This window comes from Pseudomonas sp. GV047 (genome assembly GCF_003058245.1).
In the GTDB taxonomy this organism is placed as follows: Bacteria; Pseudomonadota; Gammaproteobacteria; order Pseudomonadales; family Pseudomonadaceae; genus Aquipseudomonas; species Aquipseudomonas marginalis.
In genome coordinates, this window is record NZ_QCWA01000003.1 from 244,030 (window position 1) to 260,558 (window position 16,529).

The window sequence follows — 16,529 nt, forward strand, 5'->3', positions numbered from 1 at the left end:
AGGCTTATGCCTCCCCGCCCTAATAGTGTTTCAACCCAACCCCAGCGCCTGCCAGATTCGCATCACCTGGCGCCGTTCGTCAGCGAACTGATCACCGGGTACCGTACCGGCCTCGTTCTGCAAGGCCTGGCGATGCGCGGCGGAACGGTAGGCCTTATACACCTCGCGCAGCAGATGGGCATCGGCGGCGGGCATCAAACCCACCTGCTCCAGGCCTTCCAGAATGCGGATATTGTCGGTATAGCGCAGCAACGATGGATGTTGCGCAGACCACGCCAAAGCCGCGTATTGCACCATAAATTCAATATCGACGATACCTCCGGCGTCCTGCTTGAGGTCGAACAGCACCGTGGCGTCGAAGGCATTGGCGCCGGTGCCGGCCGCCGTGGCCTTGGTGCCCAGGTTGTCACGCATCTTGGCGCGCATCTCGCTGACCTCGTGGCGCAACTTCGCCAAGTCGCGCTCACGCCCCAGCACTTTAGCCCGTACCTGCTCGAATGCCTGGCCCACATCCTGGCTGCCCACCAGCACCCGCGCGCGGATCAGGGCCTGATGCTCCCAGGTCCATGCTTCATTTTGTTGATAGCGGTCAAACGCCCCGAGGGAACTGACCAGCAACCCGGATGCGCCGGAAGGTCGCAGGCGCATGTCGACTTCATACAATTGGCCGGAGTTGGTCTGGGTGGTCAGCAGGTGAATGATCCGCTGGCCCAGGCGCGTGAAGAACTGCGCGCCGTCGATCGGCTTGGCGCCGTCGGTCTCGGCCTGCGGGTCGCCATCGTGGATAAACACCAGGTCCAGGTCCGAACCATGCCCCAGTTCGATGCCGCCGACTTTCCCATAACCGACAATGATGAACCCAGGATCGCACAAGGTACCATCCAAGCGCTGCGGCGAGCCGTGGCGGGCCACCGTCTGGCGCCAGGCCAGGGCCAGCACTTGTTCGAGGATGGCTTCGGCGAGCCAGGTCAGGTAGTCGCTGACTTTCATCAACGGCAGGCTGCCGGCGATTTCCGAGGCGGCCACGCGCAGGCGGTGGGCCAGCTTGAAGTGCCGCAGGGCTTCCATCTGCTGCTCTAGGTCATCCTCGGGGATGCGCGTGAGCCGTTCGCGCAACTCGGCGGCGAGTTCCGGCGCCAGCGGTGGCTTGAACAGGCGGCCTTCGTTGAGCAACTCATCCAGCAGCAGCGGGAAGCGCGTGATCTGCTCGGCGATCCACGGGCTGGCGGCGCACAGGGTCAGCAGGCGGCGCAGGGCGTCGGGGTTTTCCGTCAGCAGCACCAAGTAGGCGGAACGCCGGGCGACGGCCTCCACCAGCGGCAGTACACGCTCCAGCACCAGGTCCGGGTTGGCGTGCTCGACAGCCTGGGCCAGCAAGCGCGGGATAAAGGCATCCAGGCGTTCACGCCCCAGGCGCTGCATGGCCCGCAGTTGCGGGCTGTTGCGCAGGCTGGCCAAGGCTTTAAGGGCCTTGGTGGCGTCGGTGAAGCCGCCTTCAGCCAATTGACGGCAAGCGGCCTCTTCATCCTGGGACTCTTCCCACAGCGGCAGCCATTCCCCGCCCACGACCAACTCGCTTTCCGCGCCTTCTTCTTCATCAGGATCCGCAATCACCTGGCGGAAGTGCCAGTCCACACGGCCACGCCAATACATCAGGCGCTCGTGGAACGCCGCCCAGTCGGCAAACCCGAGCATAAAGGCAATGCGCGCCTGGTCTTCAGGGCTGTCCGGCAGCATTTGGGTCTGGCGGTCGGCAATCGCCTGGATCGCATGTTCGGTGTAACGCAGGAATTCATAGCCATTGCGCAACTCGGCGATCACCGCCGGCGGCAGGTAGCCCTGGCCTTCCAGGGTGCCGAGCACCTTGAGCAGCGGCCGCTGCTGCAGGCTGAGGTCGCGGCCGCCATGGATCAGCTGGAACGCCTGGGCGATAAATTCCACTTCGCGGATGCCGCCCGAGCCCAGCTTGATATTGTCGGCCATGCCTTTGCGTCGGACTTCCTGCTGGATCAGCTGCTTCATGGTGCGCAGCGCCTCGATGGCGGAAAAGTCCAGGTAACGGCGGTACACGAACGGCCGCAGCATATCGAGCAGTTGCGCACCGGCCACCTGGTCACCGGCGACCACCCGCGCCTTGATCATGGCGTAGCGTTCCCAGTCGCGACCCTGGTCCTGGTAGTACTGCTCCAGCGCATTGAAGCTGAGCACCAGGGCACCGGCCGAACCGTAGGGGCGCAGGCGCATGTCGACACGGAACACAAAGCCGTCGACGGTCATCGGGTCGAGGGCCTTGATCAATTTTTGACCAAGACGGATAAAGAACTCCTGGTTATCCAGGGAGCGCTTTACGCCGACGGTTTCGCCGCCCTCGGGGTAGGCGAAGATCAGGTCGATATCCGACGACAGGTTCAGCTCCACCGCACCGAGCTTGCCCATGCCGAGGATGACCATATGCTGCGGCTCGCCGCTGCGCCGCCCGGTCGGTGTGCCGAACTGCACGCAGTGGCGCTGGTACAGCCATTGGTAGGCCTGGTCGATGCTGGCGTCGGCCATGTCGGAGAGGTCACGACAGGTTTGCACCAGGTCGGCCTGGCGGGTCAGGTCGCGCCAGATAATGCGCACTTGCTGGCGGGTACGCTGACGACGCAGTACGCGGCCCAGCTCATCTTCTGTTTCGGCCTGTTGCACCGCACCGGCAATCTGCCCGCACAGCTCGCCCGGCGCAAAGCCGCGGTCCAGCTCGCCCCAGGCGGCCAGCTCGAGCAACATCAAAGGGTCACGAACACTCTGTTCAATGACAAAATCACTGGCGGCACACACGCGGGCGAAGTCGGCCCACCGTTGCGGCGTCCACGCAGAAAGGCCATGATCATCGTCCAGCGCGGCCACGGCGTCACGAAATGACTGCTCGGCCCGCTGGGCTTTCGGCAACAGAATGGCCGGCAGTTCGGCCAGCGTTGGAAGGCTCATGGTCTATCCTTGGTCGGCGTGTAAATGGCCTGCTGCTGTGAAGGCAAGCACCGCGCTCGATGAAGGACTGTCGAACAAAGGTGATAAATAGCTGAAAATATGTAATTTTTGGCAGGCAACATTAAACTTCTACCTTTTCTTGTTCGCAAAAGATCAACAATAACGATTATGCTCACCAGCCAGACCGAGCAATCCGCTCGGTCTTGTGTAGTTTTACTACTCGTATATACATTCGAAAGGCTGAAATGGCCGACGATTTGTAGTAAAACTACAGGACGCCGAAGCAACCTTCGGCCATCCAAGAATTTATGTCGTCTGCCCACAAGGCCAGTCGCAAACTTCAGGCAACCGATTCTGGTAGCCTTTCCGCCCTGGAGCAAGCCATGCAAGACCTCGATCCCGTCGAAACCCAGGAATGGCTGGACGCCCTGGAATCGGTTCTCGACAAAGAAGGCGAAGACCGTGCTCACTACCTGATGACCCGTATGGGCGAACTCGCGACCCGCAGCGGCTCGCAACTGCCCTACGCCATCACCACGCCATACCGCAACACCATCCCCGTTACCCACGAAGCACGCATGCCTGGCGACCTGTTCATGGAACGCCGCATTCGCTCGCTGGTACGTTGGAACGCAATGGCGATGGTAATGCGCACGAACTTGAAAGATTCTGACCTGGGCGGTCACATCTCCAGCTTCGCTTCCAGCGCAACCCTGTATGACATCGGCTTCAACTACTTCTTCCAGGCCCCGACCGAAGAACACGGCGGCGACCTGATCTACTTCCAGGGCCACACCTCGCCAGGCGTCTACGCCCGTGCGTTCATGGAAGGCCGCATCAGCGAAGAGCAAATGAACAACTTCCGCCAGGAAGTCGACGGTCAGGGCCTGTCGTCCTACCCGCACCCTTGGCTGATGCCTGATTTCTGGCAGTTCCCGACGGTATCCATGGGCCTGGGCCCGATCCAGGCGATCTACCAGGCACGTTTCATGAAGTACCTGGAAGCCCGTGGCTTCATCCCGGAAGGCAAGCAGAAAGTCTGGTGCTTCCTGGGCGACGGCGAGTGCGACGAGCCGGAATCCCTGGGCGCCATCTCCCTGGCCGGCCGCGAGAAGCTGGACAACCTGATCTTCGTCATCAACTGCAACCTGCAGCGCCTCGACGGCCCGGTTCGCGGCAACGGCAAGATCATCCAGGAACTCGAAGGCGTGTTCCGCGGTGCCCAGTGGAACGTGACCAAGGTCATCTGGGGCCGTTTCTGGGACCCACTGCTGGCCAAGGACGTCGACGGTATCCTGCAACGTCGCATGGACGAAGTCATCGACGGCGAGTACCAGAACTACAAGGCCAAAGACGGCGCGTTCGTGCGTGAACATTTCTTCAACACGCCTGAACTCAAGGCGATGGTTGCCGACCTGTCCGACGACGAGATCTGGAAACTCAACCGTGGCGGCCACGACCCGTACAAGGTCTATGCGGCGTACCACGAAGCGGTCAACCACAAAGAACAACCGACCGTCATCCTGGCCAAGACCATCAAGGGTTATGGCACCGGTGCCGGCGAAGCGAAAAACACTGCGCACAACACCAAGAAGGTTGATGTTGAAAGCCTGAAGCTGTTCCGCGACCGCTTCGACATCCCGGTCAAGGACGAAGAGCTGGAGAACCTGCCGTTCTTCAAGCCTGAGGCGAACAGCGCCGAAGCCCGCTACCTGAGCGAGCGTCGTACCGCACTGGGCGGTTTCGTGCCACAGCGCCGCGCCAAGAGCTTCAACATCCCGACACCTCCGCTGGATACCCTCAAGGCGATCCTGGACGGCTCGGGCGACCGTGAAATCTCCACCACCATGGCCTTCGTGCGGATCCTCGCGCAGCTGGTCAAGGACAAGGAAATCGGCTCGCGCATCGTGCCGATCATCCCGGACGAAGCCCGTACCTTCGGTATGGAAGGCATGTTCCGCCAGTTGGGCATCTACTCCTCCGTCGGCCAGCTCTACGAGCCAGTCGATAAAGACCAGGTGATGTTCTACAAGGAAGACAAGAAGGGCCAGATCCTCGAAGAAGGCATTAACGAAGCAGGCGCCATGAGCTCCTTCATCGCTGCCGGTACTTCGTACTCCAGCCACAACCAGCCGATGCTGCCGTTCTACATCTTCTACTCGATGTTCGGTTTCCAGCGTATCGGCGACCTGGCTTGGGCAGCGGGCGACAGCCGTACCCGTGGTTTCCTGATCGGCGGTACCGCCGGCCGTACCACACTGAACGGCGAAGGCCTGCAACACGAAGACGGTCACAGCCACATCCTGGCTGCCACCATCCCGAACTGCCGCACCTTTGATCCAACCTACGGCTATGAGCTGGCGGTGATCATCCAGGACGGCATGAAGAAGATGACCGAAGAGCAGCAGGACGTTTTCTACTACATCACCGTGATGAACGAGTCCTACCAGCAGCCAGCCATGCCGGCCGGTGTTGAGGAAGGCATCATCAAGGGCATGTACCTGCTCGAAGAAGACACCAAGGAAGCGGCGCACCACGTGCAGCTGATGGGCTCCGGCACCATCCTGCGTGAAGTCCGTGAAGCGGCGAAGATCCTGCGTGAAGAGTTCAACGTCGGCGCCGACGTATGGAGCGTTACCAGCTTCAACGAACTGCGTCGCGACGGCCTGGCCGTAGAGCGCAACAACCGCCTGCACCCGGGTCAGAAGCCTGCGCAGAGCTATGTCGAAGAGTGCCTGGCCGGCCGTAAAGGTCCAGTCATTGCCTCTACCGACTACATGAAACTGTTTGCTGAACAAATTCGCCAGTGGGTCCCGTCCAAGGAATTCAAAGTCTTGGGCACCGACGGTTTCGGCCGCAGTGACAGCCGCAAGAAGCTGCGTCATTTCTTCGAAGTCGACCGTCACTTTGTGGTGTTGGCAGCCCTGGAAGCCTTGGCTGACCGTGGTGAGATCGAACCCAAGGTGGTAGCTGACGCTATCGTCAAGTTCGGGATCAACCCGGAAAAACGCAACCCACTGGACTGCTGAGGAGACTTTTTGTGAGCGAACTCATTCGCGTACCTGACATCGGCAGCGGTGAAGGTGAAGTAATCGAGCTGTTTGTGAAGGTCGGCGACACCGTCGAAGCCGACCAGAGCATCCTGACCCTGGAATCGGACAAGGCGAGCATGGAAATCCCTGCTCCCAAGGCCGGCGTGGTCAAGAGCCTGAAAGTGAAGCTGGGCGACCGCCTGAAAGAAGGCGACGAACTGCTGGAACTGGAAATCGAAGGTGCCGCTGATGCGGCCCCTGCGGCGGCTCCTGCTGCCGCTGCTGCACCGGCGCCTGCCGCGGAAAAACCTGCCGCTGCTGCCGAGGCTCCTGCAGCCCCGGCTGCTGCTCCAGCCGCAGCGACTGTCCAGGACATTCATGTTCCGGACATCGGCTCGTCGGGCAAGGCCAAGATCATCGAGCTGCTGGTCAAGGTCGGCGACACCGTCGAAGCCGACCAGTCGCTGATCACCCTGGAGTCCGACAAGGCTTCCATGGAAATCCCATCGCCGGCTGCCGGCGTTGTGGAAAGCATCGCGGTCAAGCTGGAAGACGAAGTCGGCACTGGCGACTTCATCCTCAAGCTGAAAGTACAAGGCGCTGCGCCTGCCGCTGCTCCAGCACCGGCTGCTGCTCCGGCGGCCAAGGCTGAAGCGGCTCCGGCCGCTGCCGCCCCGGCACCGGCTGCAAAAGCCGAGGCCGCACCGGCCCCTGCGGCTGCAGCACCGGCGCCAAGCGGTGCCAAGGTTCACGCAGGCCCGGCGGTTCGCCAACTGGCGCGTGAATTCGGCGTCGAGCTGAACGCCGTGTCGGCCACCGGCCCCCACGGTCGCGTACTGAAGGAAGACGTGCAGGTCTACGTCAAAGCCATGATGCAGAAAGCCAAGGACGCTCCGGCTGCCGGCACTGCTACTGGCGGCGCGGGGATTCCACCGATCCCGGTGGTGGACTTCAGCCGCTTCGGCGAGACCGAAGAAGTGCCGATGACCCGCCTGATGCAAATCGGCGCGTCGAGCCTGCACCGCAGCTGGCTTAACATTCCGCACGTGACCCAGTTCGACCAGGCCGACATCACCGACCTGGAAGCTTTCCGCGTTGCGCAGAAAGCCGTGGCCGAGAAGGCCGGCGTGAAACTGACCGTGCTGCCGCTGCTGCTCAAGGCCTGCGCGCACCTGCTCAAGGAGCTGCCGGACTTCAACAGTTCGCTGGCGCCAAGCGGCAAGGCGATCATTCGCAAGAAGTACGTGCACATTGGTTTTGCCGTCGACACGCCGGATGGCCTGCTGGTACCGGTCATCAAGAACGTCGACCAGAAGAGCCTGCTGCAACTCGCTGCCGAAGCGGCTGCACTGGCGGCCAAGGCCCGTGACAAGAAGCTCACCGCAGACGACATGCAAGGCGCGTGCTTCACCATCTCCAGCCTCGGTCACATTGGCGGTACGGGCTTCACGCCAATCGTCAACGCGCCGGAAGTGGCGATCCTGGGTGTTTCCAAGGCCACCATCCAGCCAGTCTGGGACGGTAAAGCGTTCCAGCCGAAGCTGATGCTGCCACTGTCGCTGTCCTACGATCACCGTGTGATCAACGGCGCGGCCGCTGCACGCTTCACCCAGCGTCTGAGCCAGTTGCTGAACGACATCCGCACCATCCTGCTGTAAGTCACAGCGGCCTCCCTTTCATCGGGGAGGCCTGGTTGCACCGATTTCCGAGCGCCACGCTCGTACCTCAACCCCGTCAATTTGGCGGGGCTTTTTTTGCTTTTCTCTACAGACAGAACAGGGTTGTACACCTTCTGTCATCCTGACTGAAGAATTCCTCCGCCTGGCCGATAACCCCCTTATAGCACTTAGCCTTCATCCTCTCTTGTCAGCCCGCGCCGCATGATGCAACCTTGCCGCAGGCAACAGTAAAGAGGGCGTGAGCCCGGCGCCGTGCGCGTTATTTGAAGTGAGTTCCCCCCATGAAAAGCCAACCCGATGTCGCCCGTATGGCGGCCGAGGTAGTGACGCAGTTACCGGTGCCTTCGCGCCTCGGTATGCTGCGTTTCGAGCGGCTTAATGAGGCAAGCTGGGCCCTTCTGTACCTCGACCCTAACTGCGAGCGCCAATTCGGCCTGTCGGCGGTCGAGCTGTGTGCGCTGCTCGGCACCCCCTTCGCCAGCCTGATGGAGCCTCAGGCGCGCTACCAACTGCACGACACCATCCAACAGCAACTGAGCGACAGCCCTCACTACCTGGTGCGCTACACCCTGCACACCAACGATGGCCCCCTGAGCCTGCTGGAAATGGGCGAAGCCTACAAACAACACAATCGCCATCTGCTGCGCGGCTACCTGATGGTGGTCGACGGCCTATTCAACGAAGTCTCCCTGCCCGCCCCGACGGAGGACCTGGAAAGCCAGAACAGCCGCCTGCAGATCGCCCTGGAGCTCAACCAGCGCGCCCAGCAGGAACAACTGCAGCACCTGGAGCGGGTGCGCGCCCAGCAGGAGCTGATCCTGTTGCTGGCCCGCCAGCGCTACACCGCCAACAATTCGCTGCAGGAAGCCGCAGAGCTGATCACCCGCAGCGCCTGTGACATCTACCAGATCGACTGCGCCAGCATCTGGAACCTCGAAGGCCAGCGCCTGGTACCGATCTCGGCCTACCACCGCGATGACCAGCAGCACCACCTGCCTGAGCCCATCGACGCCAGTTGCTTTCCGGATTACCTGGAGGCCCTGCACACCAGCCGGGCAATCGACGCAACCAACGCGATGCGCGACCCGCGCACCCGGGAAATGGTCGAAAACCTGCGCGCCAGGGACGTCCACGCCATGCTCGATGCGAGTATCCGCGTCGACGGCCAGGTGGTGGGCGTATTGTGCCTGGAACAGGGCGGCAGCCCGCGTGCCTGGCAGGCCGATGAGATTGCCTTTGCCGGCGAACTGGCCGACCAGTTCGCGCAAGTGATCAACAACCACAACCGGCGTACCGCCACCAGCGCCCTGCACCTGTTCCAGCGTGCCGTGGAGCAAAGCGCCAATGCCTTTTTGCTGGTCAACTGCGACGGCGTGGTGGAATACGTCAACCCAAGCTTTACCGCGATCACCCAATACAGCGCCGAAGAAGTCCACGGCCACCGCCTGGCCCAACTGCCGGCCCTGGAAAACCTCAGCGAGCTGCTGTTCGACGCACCGTCGAGCCTGGCCAAGAGCAACAGCTGGCAGGGCGAGTTCAAGAGCCGACGTAAAAACCTCGAGCCCTACTGGGGCCAGCTGTCGATTTCCAAGGTGTATGGCGACAACCGCGAGCTGACTCACTACATCGGCATCTACGAAGACATCACCCAGAACAAGCTGGCCCAGCAGCGCATCGAACGCCTGGCCTACACTGATAATCTGACCAACCTGGGCAACCGTCCGGCATTTATCCGCAATCTGGATGAGCGCTTTGCCCGCGACAGCGACAGCCCGATCAGCCTGTTGCTGGTGGACATCGACAATTTCAAGCGCATCAACGACAGCCTCGGCCACCAGACCGGCGACAAGCTGCTGATCAGCCTGGCCCGCCGCCTGCGCAACAGCCTGAGTGCCGGCGGCAGCCTGGCGCGTTTTGCCAGTAACGAATTCGCGGTGCTGCTGGACGACACTGACCTGGAAACCGGCCAGCAGGTGGCCAGCCAGTTGCTGGCGACCCTCGACAAACCGATGTTCGTCGACAACCAACTGATCAGCGTCACCGGCTCGGTGGGCCTGGCCTGTGCGCCGCTGCACGGCCGCGACCCGCAGACCCTGATGCGCAACGCCGGCCTGGCCCTGCACAAGGCGAAGGCCAACGGCAAACACCAGGTACAGGTGTTCACTGAAGCCTTGAATGCCGAGGCCAGCTACAAGCTGTTTGTGGAGAACAACCTGCGTCGTGCCCTGACCCAGAACGAACTGGACGTGTTCTACCAGCCCAAGCTGTGCCTGCGCAGCGGCCGCTTGCTGGGCATGGAAGCGCTGTTGCGCTGGAACCATCCGGAAAAGGGCATGATCCGCCCCGATCAGTTCATCAGCGTCGCCGAAGAGACCGGTTTGATCATCCCAATCGGCAAATGGATCGCGCGCCAGGCCTGCCGCATGAGCAGGCAACTGAGCGCCGCTGGCATGGGCAATTTGCAGGTAGCGATCAACCTGTCGCCCAAGCAATTTTCCGACCCGGACCTGGTGGCCTCGATCGCCACGATCCTCAAGGAAGAACAGCTGCCGGCCAACCTGCTGGAACTGGAGCTGACCGAAGGCCTGCTGCTGGAAGCGACCGAAGACACGCGCCTGCAACTGGACCAGCTCAAGAGCTTCGGCCTGACCCTGGCCATGGACGACTTCGGCACCGGTTACTCGTCGCTGAGCTACCTGAAAAAATTCCCCATCGACATCATCAAGATCGACCGCAGCTTTATCCACGAAATCCCGGACAACCAGGACGACATGGAAATCACCTCGGCCGTGATCGCCATGGCCCACAATCTCAAGCTCAAGGTGGTGGCCGAAGGCATCGAGACCGCCGAGCAACTGGCGTTCCTGCGTCGGCACCGTTGCGACGTTGGCCAGGGCTACCTGTTCGACCGGCCGATCCCCGGTGCAGAGCTGCTCGAGAAGCTTAGACGCTACCCGCGCGGGCCAATCGCCTGACAGCGCTGTAACACTCGGGCACACTGGCTGTCTGAAATTTACCGCTAACCCAACCTGACGAGAGGACTGCTCATGGTCTTGCGCTCGGAAATTCTGGTGAACAAAAACGTGCTGCCTACTCAAGAACAAGCGTTGCCCGGTCGTGAAACCCCGATGAACCTGCCGCAGACGCACTTCGTCAACGGCAACCCGCTGCTGGGCCCATTCGTCGACGACGTCGGCTTCGCGATCTTCGGCCTGGGTTGTTTCTGGGGCGCCGAGCGCAGGTTCTGGCAGCGCGATGGCGTGGTCAGCACCGTGGTCGGCTATGCCGGTGGTTTCACGCCGAACCCGACGTATGAAGAAGTCTGCTCGGGCCTGACCGGCCACAGCGAAGTGGTGCTGGTGGTGTATGACCAGGCCAAGGTGAAATACGAAGACCTGCTGAAGATGTTCTGGGAACTGCACAACCCGACCCAGGGCATGCGCCAGGGCAACGACATCGGCACCCAGTACCGCTCGGTGATCTATGCGACCACGCCTGAGCAACTGGCGGCGGCGCAGGCCAGTGCCGAGGGCTATCAGGCCGAATTGACCAAGGCCGGCCTGGGCACCATCACCACCGAAATCGAAGAGGCGCCGACGGTGTACTTCGCCGAGGCGTATCACCAGCAGTACCTGGCGAAGAATCCACAGGGCTACTGTGGGATCGGCGGTACCGGGGTGACTTGCCCGATCTGAAGATCGGAGCTGCAAGTTTCAAGCTGCATGTGGTGTTTTCTGCTCTCATTTGCAGCTTGAGGCTTGAGGCTTACAACTACTCAGCTATGAGCCAATCCATCTGCCACCCACCCTGGGTCTGGCCAAGCTGCTTGGACAGCCACGGCAGCAGCTCGCGCAACTCCTCTTCCAGGCCCCACGGCGGGTTGGCAATCGCCAGGCCCGAGCCGGTCAGGGTGTTGGGCGTGTCCAGCGGATGCACCAGCAATTCCACGCGCAGCAACTTCGGCGCACCGGTGCCGGCCAGGTCCTGGTAGAAGCGGCGCAGCATGCGCTGGTCCTTCACCGGGTACCAGATCGCCGCGACGGTCTGGCGCATACGGCTGACGGCTTCCTTGAGGGAGGCAGCGCAGCGCTGCATTTCTTCGAGTTTTTCAAACGGCGGATCGATCAGCATCAACGCACGCTTTTCCGGCACCGGTAACAGCGCGCGCGGCACATGCCAGCCTTCGCCCAAATGAACCTTGACCCGACGATCGCCCTTCATGTTGTCCTTGAGCAGCACGCCGTCTTCCGGGTGCTTTTCATTGAGCAGCACGCGGTCCTGGGGGCGCGTAAGGCGGCGCGCCAGCTCCGGCGAGCCCGGGTAGTAGCGCAACTGGCCATCGGGGTTCATCTCGTGCAGCACGCGCACGTAGTCGGCGGTCAACGCTGGTAGATCGTCGGCGCCCCACAAACGCGCGATACCTTCCAGGTACTCACCCGTGCGATTGGCCTGGTCACCTTGCAGGTCGTACAGGCCAATCCCGGCATGGGTGTCGAGGTAGGCGAACGGCTGCTCCTTGCGCGACATCAGGGCAATGAGGCGGGTCAAGGTCAGGTGTTTGAAGACATCGGCGTGGTTGCCGGCGTGAAAGGCGTGACGATAATTCATGGTTGCTCCTGCGCAGGGGGCGAAGTTTACCTTCTACGGGCGCAAAGGTGCAGGGCCGCATGCCGGGCGGTGCTTATGCCGCAAACGCAGGCAGCCCGTTGAAAAAAATCTAAATGCCGACGGCGAGGCGGATTTATTGTGGCCATCCACCACTCCAGGGAGGTCAATAACAATCATGAAAGACGCCACCATCGCGCTGCACCACGGTTTCAAGTCGGACCCGACCACCAAGGCCGTCGCCGTGCCGATCTACCAGAACGTCGCCTTCGAATTCGATAACGCCCAACACGGCGCCGACCTGTTCAACCTGGACGTACCCGGCAATATCTACACGCGCATCATGAACCCCACCAACGATGTGCTGGAGCAGCGCATCGCCGCCCTTGAAGGCGGTATCGCGGCGCTGGCCGTCTCGGCCGGCAGCGCGGCTATCCACTATGCCATCCAGACCTTGACCCGTGCGGGTGACAATATCGTCACCACACCGCAACTCTACGGTGGCACCTACACGCTGTTCGCCCACCTGCTGCCGAGCTTTGGCGTGGAGGTGCGTTTCGCCCGGGACGACAGCGCCGCCGCCATCGCCGAACTGATCGACGACAACACCAAGCTGGTGTACTGCGAAAGCATCGGCAACCCGGCGGGCAATATCATCGACATCGAAGCCCTGGCCGACGTCGCCCATGCCCGCGGCGTGCCGCTGGTAGTGGACAACACCGTGGCCACGCCGATCCTGTGCAAGCCGATCCAGTTCGGCGCCGACATTGTGGTGCACTCGGTGACCAAATACGTCGGCGGCCATGGCAACTCCCTGGGCGGTGTAATTGTCGACAGTGGCACGTTCCCGTGGACGAAATACGCGGATAAATTCCCCGGCCTCAACCAGCCCGAGCCGGCCTATCACGGCGTGGTCTATACCGAAAAATTCGGCCCCGCCGCCTTCATCGCCCGTGCTCGTACCGTGCCACTGCGCAACACCGGTGCAGCGTTGGCGCCGATGAATGCCTTCCTGTTGCTGCAAGGCCTGGAAACACTGGCATTGCGCATGGAGCGCCACACCGAAAACGCCCTGAAAATCGCGCAATTCCTGCAAGGCCACGCCGAGGTGGAGTGGGTCAGCTACGCCGGCCTGCCGGACCACCCGCACCACGCATTGGCGCAAAAATACATGCAGGGCAAACCGTCGGCGATCCTGTCCTTCGGTTTGAAAGGCGGCTTTGATGCCGGTGTGCGCTTCTACGACGCCCTGCAAATCTTCAAGCGCCTGGTCAACATCGGCGACGCCAAGTCCCTGGCCTGCCACCCGGCTTCCACCACTCACCGACAGATGAACGAGGAGGAACAGGCCAAGGCCGGTGTAAAGCCGGAGATGATTCGCCTGTCGGTGGGTATCGAAGCGGTCGAAGACCTGATCGACGACCTGCAACAGGCGCTGGCTTCAACTCAACTCTGAGTCCAGGTAGCCCGCCAGCGCTTCAGCGCTGATGTCCGCACTGCGCGCGAAGTAGGCGACCTTGTGCCGCAAGGTCGCCGGCGTGAAAGCGGAATACAGGTCGGGCCGCTGCTCTTCCAGCCACTGCAGCAGGTTGTCGATCAGGGTCTGCGGCGACTGCGCGGCCAAGTGCGCCAATAACGCGTCAGGCACGCGCCACCAAGGGCTGGCCTTGGCCGCAGTGACCGATGGCGTCGCCACGCTCAACGGCTGGCCATTGATCAGATAGCGCTGGAACACAGGCAGTACTGCGCCGATTTCATCGCCCAGTTTCTGCACAATCGGCAGAAACTGGGCGCCATCCCAGAAGCGCAGGAATACGCTCCGCTCATCGGGAAGCACTATCTTGGTCAGGCCTTGCAGGTGAGCAACGACGACTTCCAGCGGGCTGGACGATACCGCCAGCCAACCCCAGTCCGAAGCGTCAGTGGCTGCGATCCAATCGAGGAAGGCACTGTCGGGTTCGACAATCCCTGCGTAGGGCATCACCTCATCCCACCCGGCATAGGCCGTGCCCGCCCAGAGCACTTGAGGCAGCGTCCCTTCGGCCGAGACTGGCCACGCAGCCAGCGGCTTCGCGTCGCTGGCACTGCTCAGTACCACGTAAAGCCGCTCATTGGGGAGTAGAGGGCATTGTGCCAGCCAGTCATCGGGGCTCAAGGGTTGGGACATCAGGGTAAATTCCTTTTAAGGTTGAATGGAATGGGAGAGCGCACTGCCCGTCACTGCAGCGTTGGCACTCTTCACAAAACGGCGCGCTCCGTTTCAGGCTGGCGACCTGTATCCGGCTCAGCGGTGCAGGTATAACCGCCAGCAACGCCGCTTTCACCCCAGGCATCAATGGCGACGCCGCCGGAGCAGGCGCGCCTCCCAGTTGAATGGGCGTGCTGCTGAAAATCCCCTCTGCCGACAGCGTGATCGACTGCCCACCGGCCTGGATTGTCACGCTCGCGCCCGCATCAATGACAACACTCTGCCCGGCACCCATCCGGATGGCCCGCCCGGCCCGCATCTGCTGCGAACCGCCGACCACCAGATGGTCGTCCTGCTTGAGTTCCGTCAAACGGTTGCCATGGGTGATGCGCTGCTCTTCGCCTTGTACTTCATGGTGCGACTCACCGCCCACCCTGATGCGGCGCTGATGGTCGATCTGCACCTGCTGGTCATGCAGCACATGCTGGGTCCAATCCCGCTGGGCGCGCAGGTAGATCTCCTCGGCGCCCTTGCGGTCTTCGATGCGCAGTTCGTTGTAGCCACCGCCACCGGGGCTGCTCTGGCTACGGAAGATACTGCGGGTCTTGTCTGCCGGCAGGTCGAGGGGGACCGGGGTCGCCGCGTTCGGCAGGCAGGCCATCACCAGCGGCATGTCCATATCCCCATTGGCGAACCCCACCAGTACTTCCATGCCCACTCGCGGGATAAGTACCGAGCCATAGCGGTCATGGGCCCAACCGCTGGCCACCCGCAGCCAGCAGCTGGAATGATCGTCATGCGCCCCAGCGCGATCCCAGGCCAACTGCACCTTGACCCGGCCGTATTCGTCGCAGTGGATTTCACTGTCGACGGGGCCGGTGACCACCGCGCTTTGATAACCCGACAACGCCGGCCGCGCCTGCTCCGGCAAGGGCGGGCGGAAGATCACGTCCCACGGAGTCGCCACACATTCATTGCGATACCCCTGAAGAAAATCTCCACCGCCAACCTCGGTGACAGCCTCCTCCAGAACCTGGGGCTGCCTGCCTTCGTGGGTCACTTGCGTCACCAGCCACACGTCATTCCATTCGTCCCGCGGATGCCCGGTCAACTTGAAGAACCGGCCGCTGCTCAATGCAGGGTCATCGCCGCTGGCACGGGCTATTCGATAGTCGCTACGGTGCCGCTCCAGGCCACGTTGCGCGAGGTATTTGCCGTGGGGGCGATCGGAAAAATGACCGGGGTAGGCCTGCGCCTCAAACCGTGGAAGCTGTTCGCCGACCACGCCACTCTCCAGCACCAGGCTCGGCTTGAGAAAGTCGTAGTCACGCAGGTTGACCGCGGTGGTGCGGGTTTCCAACCGCAGCGCAAAGCGCTTGATGGCCGGCGTATCCGCCACCATCCCGGAGCCCGGCATGTAGGACGTAGGCTGATCGGGCGGGGCGAAAACGGTCTGGTCATCGCCAAACACCAGCAGGTGTCCTTCGGGCGAATGCTGGAAGTGATAGTGAATCCCCTGTTCGGCACACAGGCGCTGAATGAAGGCCAGGTCGCTCTCGCCAAACTGTACGCAATACTCGCGCTCGGGATAGGCGCCACTGAGGTGAAATTCGAATTGGTCGGCATGGAGCTGCTGCTCCGCCAGCACCTGCGCAATGATCTGCGGCACCGTCTTGTGCTGGAAGATCCGCTGGCGACTGCTGTGCGCGAGATAGGCCAACTGCGGCACAAGGCTGATCTGGTAACGCGTCAGCCGCCGCCCGGAATCGCCCTGCGCGACCCGATAAACCAGGCCGTGGACACCACGGCCGTGAGCGTCGAAGCCCAGGTATGCCGGGCGATGCAGCAGGCTTTCCAGGTCCAGGTCGGGCTGTTCGCTGACCAGTTCAAGATCAAAACGATACGGCTGGCTGATGGCTTCGCTACCCCGGAACTCAAACACCTTGAGTTCACTCGACACACCGTCGAGGGTCAGGGTAAAGGCACTTTGATTGGCAGGAGCGAACATCCGGTGTTTCTCTGCGAGGGGTAGGCGGGAGATTCTGCACCACTGCC

At 61.9% G+C, this 16,529-nt stretch carries 9 protein-coding genes; 5 read left to right on the forward strand and 4 right to left on the reverse strand.

Annotated elements, in window-relative coordinates; all coding sequences use genetic code 11:
- Positions 1-30 precede the first annotated feature (30 nt).
- The gene (gene glnE / locus C8K58_RS09510; RefSeq protein ID WP_108573644.1) at positions 31-2,970 is read right to left on the reverse strand and encodes a bifunctional [glutamate--ammonia ligase]-adenylyl-L-tyrosine phosphorylase/[glutamate--ammonia-ligase] adenylyltransferase; all 2,940 of its coding nucleotides are present in this window, start codon (positions 2,968-2,970) and stop codon (positions 31-33) included.
- 383 nt (positions 2,971-3,353) lie between these two features.
- Here glnE and aceE point away from each other — a divergent pair, with 383 nt between their 5' ends.
- The 4 genes from aceE (at position 3,354) to msrA (ending at position 11,376) form a co-directional block, all read left to right on the forward strand.
- The gene (gene aceE / locus C8K58_RS09515) at positions 3,354-5,999 is read left to right on the forward strand and encodes a pyruvate dehydrogenase (acetyl-transferring), homodimeric type (RefSeq protein ID WP_065940828.1); all 2,646 of its coding nucleotides are present in this window, start codon (positions 3,354-3,356) and stop codon (positions 5,997-5,999) included.
- 11 nt (positions 6,000-6,010) lie between these two features.
- The gene (aceF, locus tag C8K58_RS09520) at positions 6,011-7,660 is read left to right on the forward strand and encodes a dihydrolipoyllysine-residue acetyltransferase (protein WP_108573645.1); all 1,650 of its coding nucleotides are present in this window, start codon (positions 6,011-6,013) and stop codon (positions 7,658-7,660) included.
- Positions 7,661-7,962: 302 nt separating this feature from the next.
- Positions 7,963-10,656 carry a bifunctional diguanylate cyclase/phosphodiesterase gene (locus C8K58_RS09525; RefSeq protein WP_108573646.1) on the forward strand — a complete coding sequence of 898 codons (2,694 nt, stop codon included), beginning with the start codon at positions 7,963-7,965 and terminating at the stop codon, positions 10,654-10,656.
- A 72-nt stretch (positions 10,657-10,728) separates the two neighbouring features.
- Positions 10,729-11,376: a peptide-methionine (S)-S-oxide reductase MsrA gene (gene msrA, locus C8K58_RS09530; protein ID WP_108573647.1), complete on the forward strand. Its 648-nt coding sequence runs from the start codon at positions 10,729-10,731 to the stop codon at positions 11,374-11,376.
- Positions 11,377-11,452: 76 nt separating this feature from the next.
- Here msrA and C8K58_RS09535 read toward each other — a convergent pair whose 3' ends face one another.
- Positions 11,453-12,289, reverse strand: coding sequence for a 23S rRNA (adenine(2030)-N(6))-methyltransferase RlmJ (locus C8K58_RS09535; RefSeq protein WP_108573648.1), 837 nt, complete (start codon positions 12,287-12,289; stop codon positions 11,453-11,455).
- Between the two features lie 175 nt (positions 12,290-12,464).
- Here C8K58_RS09535 and C8K58_RS09540 point away from each other — a divergent pair, with 175 nt between their 5' ends.
- Complete coding sequence (locus C8K58_RS09540; RefSeq protein ID WP_108573649.1) at positions 12,465-13,742, forward strand: O-acetylhomoserine aminocarboxypropyltransferase/cysteine synthase family protein; 1,278 nt, start codon at positions 12,465-12,467, stop codon at positions 13,740-13,742.
- On the opposite strand, the gene C8K58_RS09545 is transcribed toward C8K58_RS09540, so the two are convergent.
- Positions 13,728-14,453: a DUF4123 domain-containing protein gene (locus C8K58_RS09545; RefSeq protein ID WP_108573650.1), complete on the reverse strand. Its 726-nt coding sequence runs from the start codon at positions 14,451-14,453 to the stop codon at positions 13,728-13,730. The genes C8K58_RS09540 and C8K58_RS09545 overlap by 15 nt on opposite strands.
- Complete coding sequence (locus tag C8K58_RS09550) at positions 14,428-16,482, reverse strand: type VI secretion system tip protein VgrG (RefSeq protein WP_098480496.1); 2,055 nt, start codon at positions 16,480-16,482, stop codon at positions 14,428-14,430. Before C8K58_RS09550 ends, C8K58_RS09545 begins: the two co-directional genes overlap by 26 nt.
- Positions 16,483-16,529 lie beyond the last annotated feature (47 nt).

Bases quoted from the DNA above. Each gene is read 5' to 3' on its own strand.
- msrA (WP_108573647.1), top strand. From the start codon at position 10,729: ATGGTCTTGCGCTCGGAAATTCTGGTGAACAAAAACGTGCTGCCTACT.
- C8K58_RS09545 (WP_108573650.1), bottom strand. From the start codon at position 14,453: ATGTCCCAACCCTTGAGCCCCGATGACTGGCTGGCACAATGCCCTCTA.
- C8K58_RS09535 (WP_108573648.1), bottom strand. From the start codon at position 12,289: ATGAATTATCGTCACGCCTTTCACGCCGGCAACCACGCCGATGTCTTC.
- aceE (WP_065940828.1), top strand. From the start codon at position 3,354: ATGCAAGACCTCGATCCCGTCGAAACCCAGGAATGGCTGGACGCCCTG.
- C8K58_RS09540 (WP_108573649.1), top strand. From the start codon at position 12,465: ATGAAAGACGCCACCATCGCGCTGCACCACGGTTTCAAGTCGGACCCG.
- glnE (WP_108573644.1), bottom strand. From the start codon at position 2,970: ATGAGCCTTCCAACGCTGGCCGAACTGCCGGCCATTCTGTTGCCGAAA.
- C8K58_RS09525 (WP_108573646.1), top strand. From the start codon at position 7,963: ATGAAAAGCCAACCCGATGTCGCCCGTATGGCGGCCGAGGTAGTGACG.
- C8K58_RS09550 (WP_098480496.1), bottom strand. From the start codon at position 16,482: ATGTTCGCTCCTGCCAATCAAAGTGCCTTTACCCTGACCCTCGACGGT.